Annotated in this window: 9 protein-coding genes; 6 read left to right on the top strand and 3 right to left on the bottom strand. The window is 67.6% G+C overall.

Annotation, left to right across the window (positions count from 1 at the left end):
• Nucleotides 1–77: 77 nt before the first annotated feature.
• The 3 genes from V7Q31_RS15020 to V7Q31_RS15010 all read right to left on the bottom strand — a co-directional run bounded on the left by V7Q31_RS15020 (nt 78) and on the right by V7Q31_RS15010 (nt 3,404).
• On the bottom strand, nt 78–1,508 hold the full coding sequence (locus tag V7Q31_RS15020; protein ID WP_333834675.1) for a DUF6880 family protein: 1,431 nt from the start codon (nt 1,506–1,508) through the stop codon (nt 78–80).
• Between the two features lie 46 nt (nt 1,509–1,554).
• Entirely contained in the window at nt 1,555–2,277 is a 723-nt protein-coding gene (locus V7Q31_RS15015) for a helix-turn-helix domain-containing protein (RefSeq protein ID WP_333834674.1), read from the bottom strand.
• Nucleotides 2,278–2,834: 557 nt separating this feature from the next.
• Entirely contained in the window at nt 2,835–3,404 is a 570-nt protein-coding gene (locus tag V7Q31_RS15010) for a hypothetical protein (protein WP_333834673.1), read from the bottom strand.
• A 321-nt stretch (nt 3,405–3,725) separates the two neighbouring features.
• Between V7Q31_RS15010 and V7Q31_RS15005 the strand changes: the two genes are divergently transcribed.
• The 6 genes from V7Q31_RS15005 (at nt 3,726) to V7Q31_RS14980 (ending at nt 10,291) form a co-directional block, all read left to right on the top strand.
• Complete coding sequence (locus V7Q31_RS15005; protein ID WP_333834672.1) at nt 3,726–4,490, top strand: hypothetical protein; 765 nt, start codon at nt 3,726–3,728, stop codon at nt 4,488–4,490.
• The gene (locus V7Q31_RS15000; protein WP_333834671.1) at nt 4,487–5,965 is read left to right on the top strand and encodes a transposase family protein; all 1,479 of its coding nucleotides are present in this window, start codon (nt 4,487–4,489) and stop codon (nt 5,963–5,965) included. Before V7Q31_RS15005 ends, V7Q31_RS15000 begins: the two co-directional genes overlap by 4 nt.
• The gene (locus V7Q31_RS14995; RefSeq protein ID WP_333834670.1) at nt 5,958–6,689 is read left to right on the top strand and encodes a Mu transposase C-terminal domain-containing protein; all 732 of its coding nucleotides are present in this window, start codon (nt 5,958–5,960) and stop codon (nt 6,687–6,689) included. Before V7Q31_RS15000 ends, V7Q31_RS14995 begins: the two co-directional genes overlap by 8 nt.
• Nucleotides 6,686–7,702, top strand: coding sequence for a TniB family NTP-binding protein (locus tag V7Q31_RS14990; protein WP_333834669.1), 1,017 nt, complete (start codon nt 6,686–6,688; stop codon nt 7,700–7,702). Before V7Q31_RS14995 ends, V7Q31_RS14990 begins: the two co-directional genes overlap by 4 nt.
• Nucleotides 7,699–9,609 (top strand): TniQ family protein, encoded by a 1,911-nt coding sequence (locus V7Q31_RS14985; protein ID WP_333834668.1) that lies wholly within the window; start codon nt 7,699–7,701, stop codon nt 9,607–9,609. The genes V7Q31_RS14990 and V7Q31_RS14985 overlap by 4 nt, the downstream gene beginning before the upstream one ends.
• Before the next feature lie 124 nt (nt 9,610–9,733).
• A complete protein-coding gene (locus tag V7Q31_RS14980) occupies nt 9,734–10,291 on the top strand; it encodes a Uma2 family endonuclease (RefSeq protein ID WP_333834667.1) in 558 nt (185 codons plus the stop codon).
• Nucleotides 10,292–10,606 lie beyond the last annotated feature (315 nt).

Here is a 10,606-nt window from a genome sequence, read left to right as displayed (position 1 = left end):
CCTCGAGCTTGGCGAGGCGGTCGGCGATCTCCTTCGAACCCTGCATGCGGTCTCCATTGTCGTCGTCGCGCCGGCCGCTAAGCCACCCGCGACCAGAACCCCGCCTTGCGCCCGTGGTCGGTCTTGAGCCCGGCCGCCCAGGCGTCGTGATCGGGCGCGCCGGCCCAGTCGTCGATGCGGCGGGCGAGGCGGGCGCAGGCGGCGAGGTGCCGCGCGGCATGGCCGTAGCGGCTGCTGCGGGCCTCGTCGAGCGTGAAGTCGACCATGGCGCGCAGCGCGAGCGTCGCGGCGAGCGGGTGGGCCTCGGCCAGCGCCTCGGCGGCGGGGGAGAGCAGGGCGTAGGCGTCGCCGTCGAGCGCCTCGCGGCGGTCGATGATCAGGGCGGCACCGCGGTCGAGGGCGGGCCAGGAGAGGAAGAAGGCCAGCGCCTGCAGCGTGTCCGGGCTTGCGGCGGCGAGGGCCATCGCGCGCTCCTCGGCGTCGATGTCGTCGAAGTCGGGCAGGCGCTTGAGGAACTCGCGCAACGGTTCTGCGTCGAGCCGTCGGGCGAAGGCCGCCCAACGCGTCGCCTGCGCCTCGTCCTTGCGGCCCAGCGCGTCGAGTGCGGCGATGCGCGCGGCCTCCCAATCCCTGGTCGTGAAGGACGGTGTCTCTGGCGCGGCGGCGTCGAGGGCGGCCAGCGCCTCGGCGTGGCGATCTGCGGCGCTGAGGCGCTCGGCGATGGCGACCGCGACGCCGCGTTGCGCACGCTCCTCCGCCGAGAAACCGGCGACGTAGCTGTCCACGTCGCCGCGCGCGTCGGCGATGTCGAGCAGCGCGCGGCGCGTGGTCAGTTCGCGCCGCAGCGCCGCCATGCGCCCCGCCGTGACTGGCCCGCCGCCGCCCCAGCCGACAACCTCGTCCGGGTCGGCGACATCGACCGGCTCGGCCGCGGCGGCGCGCACCCGTGCTTCGAGATGCGCGAGGCCGTTGGGGCCGAGTGGCCCGGCCATGCCGGGGATGAGGTCGTCGAACTGGCCGAAATCAGCGCCGTCGATGGCGGCGAACACCGCGTCCGCCAGAACCACCGGGTCCGGTCGAGCCGCCGCGGCGGCGTCGCAGAGGTCGTCGCACGCGGCGCGGAACACGGCGCCGACGCGGCCGTTGCTGTCGTCGCAGCGTGAGAGCGTCGGCTCGGCCAGCGCCATGAAGCGCCACAGGAGATCGAGGGCAAGGGCAGGGTCGGCTGGCAGGATCTGGCCGACGATGGCGGCGCGCTGGGCGTCGAGGTCCTCGGCCAGCGGCCCGTTGCGCCGCCAGTCGATGAAGCTGCGCGCCTTGGCCAACGTCGCCAGCCGCTTGCGCACCTCCTGCGCCGCGGCGGTCGGACCCTCGGCGGCGGCCAGCAGCCCGCGCAGCCGGCGCTTCAGCGCGGCGTCGCCGTCGGCCAGCTCGAGCAGCAGCGCCGCCAGCAGCGCCGCGCCGAGGGCTTCGAGGTTGGCGGCGGTGACGGTTTTTCGGGAGGGCATCAGGCTGCAGCTTTCGGTGAGCAGGATGCGGCTACTGCAGCGTGGATCATTGGGTCATAGCGAGATAGGTGCGATAGAGGTCGACGATGGGCCCGACCGGCCGAAACTCTCCGCCAGACTCTTCTATGACCGGACTGACGAACGGGTCGCCTTCAGACCGCCCGATCCGATTACCGGGCGGCAACATGAACATGCCGCGCCCGACGCCTTCTCGCCAAGCGATGTGAAATGCTTCGAAGGGTGCGACGTCAACGGCGCGAACATAAGCTACCAGTTGGCGCAACCCGGTTGGGCCGCCGAGATCGATGGTGAGGACGTCGCCGACGAGGATGGCGCGCGGATTGCGAGGGGTCTCGACGACCCGTGCGCGGAGGAGGTTCTGGTCGTCTCGACCGACGAGCATTGGTGGCGGGCCTTCGTCCGCGCGAAGTCGGACCGCGACCAAGAAGCGGTGCCCCAGCTTTTGCTTGTCGCGCATCACGAGGGGCGGACCCTCGGCGCCGCCATCTAGCGATTGATGGTCGGTCAAGAGGTGCTCGATGGGGACGTCGAGCGCCTGCGCGAGGCGCATCAGAGTGTCGCCGCGCGGGCGCGCTGTCCGGCCAGCTTCGATATCAGCGATGGTGCTCTGCTTCACACCGGCGGCCGCCGCGAGGGCCCGCTGATTCGCAAACCCGGCGCGCTGACGCATTTCCGCGAACCGGTCCGCGAGCTTTCGACTTTCTCGATGCATGGGTTTCCGTGTTGGAGTGTCGCCAGCGGTGGACATTGCTTTATTCCGCCAACCTCGTGCTGAACGGATTTCCGGTCAACATTCGTCGGCTCGATCGGCGGGGCTGGTTGATCACCTAGGATCATGCGCTTCACCCTCCATGCTTCGAAGGAGCCCGCCGGCCACCGCAGCGCATGCGGCAGCGGAGTGCGCGCGCAAGGCAAACCATTGACGCATGACGCCTGCGACGCCCGCTGAACGTCCGCCATGGGCTAGGCTGCACGAAGTCATAGTGGTCCATTGCCGCCAGCACGACTGCTCAGCGCGATCCATAGTGCACAAAGATAATTCTATGCCGAAGAATGAAGGAATGGTAGTTTTCTGGCGATCACCTACTTAACGATCAAAAGAACGTTTCTGGCCGATCATTTTCATTCGAATGCGTCGTTATGACGCATGTAGGGAGTGTGCGCGACAGGCGAATGGCCTGAGGGATTGTATTATGGGGCAGCTCGCAAGGCCGACAAAAATCAGAAATTAGGGAGATTGTATCATATGTAAAAATAACAATCAAAGAGAGATAGTATGATTACTAAGTAAATATAAGAGAGAGGCTAGGCTTTCTTTCGTTTTCCAAGGGGCACGCCCTTCTTCCCGCGCTTCTGTTCGATATCGTCGGGGTGCGGTTTGGGGCGATCGGGGTGGCTATAGATGCCGTGGCCAACGCGGATGAGCTTGTTCTCTTTTGCAAGCTGCCCAAGCGCCTTCACAATCTCTGTCCGTCGAATACTTGGTAGCTGTGCCGCAACATCTTGGGCGCTGATCATTTCATTGGTTTCAGTAAATGCAATCGCGATCTGGCGAGCCTGAGCAATGAGGGGCAGTGGCTGGATCTTCTTGTACGAGATCGCCGCTCGACGATAGCCTTCGAGCTGCATATGACCTAGAAATCTCTCACGAATGCCTTTTTTCTCCACAACTGATACTTCAACAAGATCATTTAGAACAGTCTCTGAGGTGAAAACCTGACCCTGATCGTTACAAAAAATGAGGCGCAAAAGGCGCTGTGGTTCCATTATATTTTGTGTTGTCTCAAAGTCTTCCGCATCATCAGGCGAACCCTCGGAAGTCTGATCACCATTATTCTGGGCAGGGTTGTTGTCGCGGCGCACCAAGGTGGTCATGAGGGGAAACCGATCGTGCTAGCTCCAGCCAAACCTGTTTGTCCCGCCAGAATCATGCCTGCGGAATGATTCTTGTGGAGGCGGTGAACTCGTGATTCTTTGCCGTCACCGCACGACAAGATGCGGCCGAGGCATACGATCCCGCAGGCAAGGAGAGCAGAGACCTAGCGAGCATAACCCCTAACCGAAACCAAAAGAGCGCGCCTGTACCACCAGGACACGCTCTTCCGGACGTTCCTGCGAACGCACCTCTCACACATCGAGTCCAGCACATCCGGACTCCGTTCGCAAGCGTCCGACCATCGAAAAACCACCGCGTGGGTGCGCGCGGGCGAGGAAGCTCGCCCGCAGCGGCCCCCGGCTATCCAGATGGAGGGCCAAATGGCCTTGGACGACTGCGGCGGCCTCATGCCGCCCGCCCCCTCACGCGCATGGCGCACGCCCCCTTCAGCGACCAAGGGGCACAACACCGTCGATGTGGTCGCACATCTTCAGGCCGACAGAGACCGCGGTCTCAACGCCGGCCGGATCATCTTCGCGGAGAGCCTCCTCGAGGCCACCGCGCTGTTCGTGATCCTCTCGCGTCGTGGCGTTTACGACGTCGAGGAGCAATTGCAGCCGATCGACTTCACCGACGTCGACGGCGCCGAGCGCAGCCACGTCTTCGACTTCCGCGTCACCTACACCAACGGCCTCCGCGAAGCGATCGCGGTGAAGCCCGCCGCGCTCGTCGCCAAGCACCGCTTCGACGCCACCCTCGCCCGGATCGCGTCGGCGACGCCGCGCAGCTTCGCGGACCGGGTGTCGCTGGTCACCGATGCTTCCATCGACCCGATCGAGGCGCATAACGCGCGGATGATCCACGGCTTCCGCATGCCGGACACGGAGGCGGATACGCGCGCGGGCGATGTCGTGCGGTCCCTCGTCGGCTCGGTGCTGATCGCCGACCTCGTCGCGGCGATCGGCATGGGCGCACGCGGCCTGCGCGCCTGCGTCCGCCTCATCGGCACCCATGTGCTGGAGCTGACCGCGCGCGAGCGCATCACGCCCGCGGCGCGCGTGCGGCTGGCGGAGGCGGCGCGATGAACATGATGACATCGCCGAACCACTACCGGTTCACCGAGCATGATAAGTTCACCATCGCTGGCCGCCCCTGCCAGTTCATCAGCGCCAACGTGTTCGGCGTCGTCTTTCGGTACCTCGACGGCCCCAAGATCACTGAACAGTTCGAGCACGCTGCAATCCCCGAGATGCTGCGCAGCGGGTGGATGACGGTCGAGCGTGACCGGCTGTCCATCGAGGGCGCCCAGCGGCCAAGCAGGACCGAAGCCGACGCGTTCCTTTCTACGCTCACCAAGGGCGTCGCGGGCAAAGTTGCGACCCGCTTCTACTGCGTCGAGGCCTTCCTCGACCTCGAAGCGGAGGGCCTTGTCGTCCGCACCGACGAGTCCATCGAGGCTGCGCTCGACCAGATCGAGTTGCGCGCGCGCAAATTGGCTAAAGAGGCCAAGAGCAACGGCAAACGAAAATATGGAGGCAAGAAAAACGAGGGGTCTGAAATTTATAGCCCCCGACGCCTCCGCCATCACGTCGCGAACTACGAGCGTGAGGGTATGCGGGGCCTCCTGAGCGCCAACCACCGCAGCGGGGCCCCGCGCTCTCCGTGGGGCCCGGAAACCGAGCGTCTGATGATGGAGACCGTACAGAAGTACGGGCATATCCAGCAGCCGACCCAGAAAGATATCTGCGAGGCCGTCGAAGACGCCTTCACGGTCCTTAACGAAGGCCGCGCCGAGAAGGGCCTCTCACCTCTGCGCTGTCCCTCCAAAAGCACCATCAAGCGCCGGATCACGGCCTTGCCGGCCTTCGCGACCAAGGTCCGCCGTAGAGGGCTCGACGCCGCCCGCAAGGAGTTCATGCCGGTCGGCGCCGGGCTCGAGGTGTCGCGCCTCCTCGAGCGCGTCGAGATCGACGAATGGGAGGTCGATCTCATTGCTCTCCTGATGCTTTTCGGCGTGTGGGACAAGCTGACCTACGCCGAAAAGGACGCGCTCGGCCTGAAGAAGGGGCCAGGAGTGCGGATGTGGCTCAGCGTGGCGATGGACAGCTATAGCCGCTGCATCCTCGCCATGCGCCTCAGCCGCGCGCCGAGCATCGCCAGCGCACTGGCGACGCTCGAAATGATGCTCATCGAAAAAAAGCCGTGGGCCGACGCGGTCGGCGCGCTGACGCCCTGGTGCATGGGCGGTCTCCCCGAGACCGTCGTGACCGACGCGGGCGGGCCGTATCGATCGGCCGAGTTCCGGGCGGCGCTGGCGGATCTGGGCATCACCGCCATGCGTGCGACGGCGGGCGAAGCGCGGCTGCGTGCTCGCATCGAACGCTTCTTCGGCACCGTCTCGACATCCCTGATGCCGCGTCTCTCCGGACGGACCTTCTCAAACATTGTCCAGCGCGGCGCCTACCCCTCGAACCAACTTGCAGCTCTCAATGTGGAGGAACTGAGCAATGTACTCGTCCGCTGGGTCGTCGACATCTACCACAATTCTTGCCATGAATAAACTTCATGGCAGAACGCCGCTGCAGATGTGGGCGGCGGGTGTCGAGCAGTCCGGCGTCACGCCAGCTCCTGATATCGTCGACCGGCGCCGAGTGTTCGGTACTGACCTGACCCGCAAGCTGCAGCCCTCTGGAGTGCTGGTCCTCGGCGTCCGCTACCACGGCGCCGAGCTATACCGGCCCGAACTGCAGAAGAAGACGGGCCGAGTCGAGCTTCGCTGGCATCCCGACAATATCGGGGCGATCTCGGTCCGGCGCGGAATGGGCTGGCTGGAGGTCGGCGCGGTCATGGACGAATTCCATGGCCGCCGCGCCGAAGACTGGCTCGACGTGGTTGCACAGCTGCGGTCCGATCGCGCCACGACCGAGGCGGCCAACCGCGCCGTGATCCGGGAAGCGTTCGACTCCATCGCCCGCACCAACGCCGCGGCGATGCAGCGGACCAACATCAAGCTGCCGGACTGGAGCGATCGCCGCATCGCCTCCGAAGAGCAGCGGCTGTTCATCGGCTTCCGTGTCGCCGAGAGCCCCGCGGCTCCGGCGGCGCCGGTGGGCGACGGCCTCATCGCGCAGAGCTTCCCGACAGGCGATGCGCCGGCGTCGTCTCCGGGCGCCGGATCCATGCCCCTCATCGACCACGCTCCCGCTGACGACGATCCCGCCGACGACGATCCCGCTGACGACGATCACGACGACGATCTGGCCGCTTGGGAGATCCGGAAATGAACCAAAGCTCGCACACCATCGACGCCGCGCCGTCGGCCTCGCCGTCGGCCGTCGTCCAGAGGCTTCGGCGGCGCTACGTCGCCACCGACGACGACCCGGAGCTGCGGCGCCACCTTGGGCGGATCCTGATCGCGCGCGACGACGGCGCCCTGACCCTCGATCCCATTCGTCACGGCGACGAAGGCGACACCCGGGGCGTCATGGTCATGGCGCCGCCTGGCGCCGGGAAGACCCGCCTCGTCGGCACGGCGCTCGACGACCTGCTCAAGGCTTCGGGCGCGACCGTGGGGGAGGGGCGTCACCCGATCCTGCGCGTCACGGTGCCGGCGCCCGCGACGCTGAAATCGCTCGGGCTCGAGCTCCTCGCGGCGACCGGCTACGGCGCCATGGGCGTGCGGCAGGAGCGCTGGCACATCTGGTCGACGGTCCGCCATCGGCTGGGCGTCGTCGGGGCGCGGGTGCTCTGGCTCGACGAGGCGCAGCACCTGATGGGCCGCGCCACGGAGGTGACGCAGGCGCTCGATACCCTGAAGACGCTGATGCAGGGACCCAATGCGGTCGCGGTCATCCTGTCCGGCGTCCCGGCGCTGGCGCGCGTCTTCACGATCGACGAGCAGGTGGGGCGGCGGTTCTCTCACATGACGCTGACCGAAGGCCGCTCGCCAAAGGTCGCGCGCGGCGTCGGCATGATGATCGCACGCTTCGCCGAGGAGGCGGGGCTCGGCGCGCCGACTGAGCGGGACCTCGCCGCGCGCCTGCTCCACGGCGTCGACGGACGGTTCGGCCTCTGCATGGAGACGGTGGTGGACGCGATCGCGCAGGCGCTGTCGGTCAAGGCCGGGACGCTCGAGCGCCAGCACTTCGCCGAGGCCTGGGGCCTCGGGCGCGGCTGCGCGCCGGGCGACAACGTCTTTCTGGTCGACGCCTGGGCCGGCACGCCGCCGCTGGGCGTGCCGCCGGCGCCGGTCGAGGAGGAGACGGCCACGAAGCGCAGGGGCAGGGGGCGCCGATGACCCGCCTGCTGCCCGAACTGCCGTTCGCCGCGGACGAGACGCCGATGTCCTGGGCCGCCCGGCTGGCGGAACTGCACACCGGCGGCGCGCCGGACCGGTTCCTCAGCGACATGGGACTCTCTGCGCAGGCGCTGGCCATGGGGGAGCCGGACGTCGTCCGGCGCCTCGCCGAGATCGGCGGGGCCGATCCCGACGCGGTGGCGCGAAACGCCGTCAGGCGGATCAAGCCGGACATGGCGGCGTTCCGCGGGGAGACGTTCCACGAGGACTTCGTGCTGGCGGGACAGTCGCGGGTCTGCCCGCGCTGCCTGGTCGAGGACGTCGAGGCGGGGAGCGGGGACCCCCGCCTCCATCTGCGCGGCCGGGTCGACTGGCTCTTCCCCGCGCTCCGGTGCTGCCCGCATCACCATGTCAGGCTGATCGACATCCGCGGCGGGCTGCATGTGTTCGCGCGCCGGCCGATGTCGGCCTACGCCACCGAGAACTGGGCGCTCGTCCAACGCGGGGCGGAAAGCGCTGCGCCGGGCTCTCCGGGCGCGCTGCAAGCTTACGTGGCGGCGCGGCTCGCGGGGCAGGGCGGTCCCGCCTGGCTCGACGGCCAGCCGATCGACGCGGGCGTAAAGGCCTGCGAGATCCTTGGGGCCGTGGCGCTCCGCGGCGCCCGGCCGAACGTGGCGGCGTTCACCGACGTCGAGCGCGACGAGGCGGATGCGGCAGGCCTCGCCCTCGCAGCGGAGGGCCCCCACGCGATACGGGCGCTCTTCGAGAGGCTACAGGCCGCCTGTCCCACCGATGGCGGTCACGCAGGGCCGAAGGCGATGTTCGGCTACCTGTTCGACTGGGCGACCGAGCGCAAGCCGCACCGCGCGGACGCGCCCCTCGTCGCGCTGCTGCGCGCGCACATCGTCGAGACGATGCCGGTCGGCCCCGGCGACATCCTGCTCCATCGCCGGGTCGCAGCGCGGCGCATCCACAGCGTGCGCACCCTTGCCCAGCAGTCGCGGCTGAACCCGCGGCGGCTGCGCAAACTGCTGGAGGCGCGCGGCGTCATCCCCGAAGCCTTGCGGGGCATGAGCGACCATCGGGCGTGGTTCGACGCGGCCGCGGGCGAGGCCGTCGCGCGGGAGCTGCGCGAGGGCCTCACCATGCAGCAGGCGAAGACGTTCCTCGGCGCGCCGCTCACGCTCGTCAGCGCGCTGGTGCGGGAAGGGTTATTGCCGACTCTGGCGACGCCTGACCCTGGCCATCAGCTCGGCGAGTACCGCTTCGCCCGCGACGCGCTTTCGGACTTCCTCGACCAGCTCCTCGTTGACGCGGCCGAAGTCGACGAGGCGCCTGAAGACTTCGTGACGCTGAAGGTCGCGGCCCACGCGACGGCGCGCTCGGTCGCCGACGTCATCCGGGCGGTGCTCGACGGGCGGCTGGCCGAGCGGCGCCGGCTCGCGGGCAGCCATGGCGTCGCCGCGGCGCTCGTGTCGCGGTCGGCGGCGCGCGATCTCTTCGTGGGGCAGGGCGATCCCGGCTTTTGTTCTGCGCACCGGCTGCGTCGTCGGCTGCGCACCACCGAGCGCGTCGTGGCGGCGCTGATGCGCGAGCGGCCGGGCGGCCCGATCCTGCCCAGCTTTCCTGCCCCGGCGTCGCTTGCGCGCGCCGAGCGCGTCGTGCCGACGGACGTCGTCGACGCCTTCGAACGCGACTACGTCGCGTTGGTGACGCTCGCTGCCGAGCGCCGAACGAACGCTCCCGCGCTGCGACGGCGGCTCGCTGGCGTCGGCGTCGCGCCGGCGTTCGACAAGGCGGAGGTGGGCGCGACCTTCTATCGACGGGCGGCTTTGCCGGCCGAGTTCCAGGAGGTGGACGACAGCGTCGCCCACGCCGACGACCCAGCTCTCGCGCGGTCGGCCTAAAACCGCTGAAGGATCGCAAACGGTGACGATGATGGCGATCGCGTCTACAATGACAGGCACGCGATGGGAGTAGCGGATGAACCTGCAGCGAACAGCGGTGAGGCGACCGGCGACCTACCAGGACGTGCTCGACGCGCCGCCCACCATGGTGGCCGAAATCATCCGTGGCGCTCTGCATCTCCAGCCGAGACCGGCGATGCCGCATGCGTTCGCTGGGTCGGCCCTTGGCGTGAAGATCGGCGGTCCGTTCCACTTCGATGAAAGCGGTCCCGGAGGCTGGTGGATCGTGGACGAGCCGGAGCTGCATCTCGGCGACGAGGTCGTCGTTCCTGACCTCGCAGGTTGGCGGCGCGAGCGCATGCCGCGGTTTCCAAAGGGTGCATACGTCACGCTGACCCCTGACTGGGTATGCGAGATCCTATCCCCCTCGACGCGCCGCCTCGACGTTGGACCGAAGCGCGCGATGTATCGCGAGCACGGCGTAGGCTGGCTATGGCTGGTCGATCCGGACGCGCGGACGCTCGAGGCCTTCGCGTTGCGCGACGGCGCCTGGGTCGAGATCGGCACGCTGACCGACGCCGACGAGGTTCGGATGCCGCCCTTCGACGCGATCAGCTTTCCCCTTTCAGCGCTCTGGCCCGACGCGGATGACGCCGACGCTGATGAGCCGGCCGACCCCTGATGTCCAGCAAGGCCTCGCGGCCCGAACCGGGCGACCACTGACTGATCCGGAATCGTGGGCTGGCGCTGCGATTGCCGCGCCCCTACCGAAGATCGGTGAGCGGCGCAGTCCCGACAGATTGACGTTCGATCGAAGACATCGACAAAGAGGCCCGCCCAACGGCGGGCCTCTTCTTTTTTGACGTCAATGTTCATGGTTTGGTCAAGGTCGATCATTCTGACCGAATGAGGTCGATCAGGTGGCCGCGCGGAAAATAGCTCAACGAAATCAATGGTGATTTTCGTTCCTATGGCAATTCATCGTGACCTTTCTCAG

Source organism: Rubrimonas sp., from assembly GCF_036788415.1.
Taxonomy (GTDB): domain Bacteria; phylum Pseudomonadota; class Alphaproteobacteria; order Rhodobacterales; family Rhodobacteraceae; genus Rubrimonas.
The sequence above is the reverse complement of the archived record's forward strand: the minus strand, read 5'-3'. Positions and strand labels throughout refer to the sequence as shown.

What these genes read in the sequence shown, in the direction of transcription:
- V7Q31_RS15020 (WP_333834675.1), bottom strand. Translation starts at nt 1,508, where the DNA reads ATGCCCTCCCGAAAAACCGTCACCGCCGCCAACCTCGAAGCCCTCGGC.
- V7Q31_RS15015 (WP_333834674.1), bottom strand. Translation starts at nt 2,277, where the DNA reads ATGTCCACCGCTGGCGACACTCCAACACGGAAACCCATGCATCGAGAA.
- V7Q31_RS15010 (WP_333834673.1), bottom strand. Translation starts at nt 3,404, where the DNA reads ATGACCACCTTGGTGCGCCGCGACAACAACCCTGCCCAGAATAATGGT.
- V7Q31_RS15000 (WP_333834671.1), top strand. Translation starts at nt 4,487, where the DNA reads ATGAACATGATGACATCGCCGAACCACTACCGGTTCACCGAGCATGAT.
- V7Q31_RS14995 (WP_333834670.1), top strand. Translation starts at nt 5,958, where the DNA reads ATGAATAAACTTCATGGCAGAACGCCGCTGCAGATGTGGGCGGCGGGT.
- V7Q31_RS14990 (WP_333834669.1), top strand. Translation starts at nt 6,686, where the DNA reads ATGAACCAAAGCTCGCACACCATCGACGCCGCGCCGTCGGCCTCGCCG.
- V7Q31_RS14985 (WP_333834668.1), top strand. Translation starts at nt 7,699, where the DNA reads ATGACCCGCCTGCTGCCCGAACTGCCGTTCGCCGCGGACGAGACGCCG.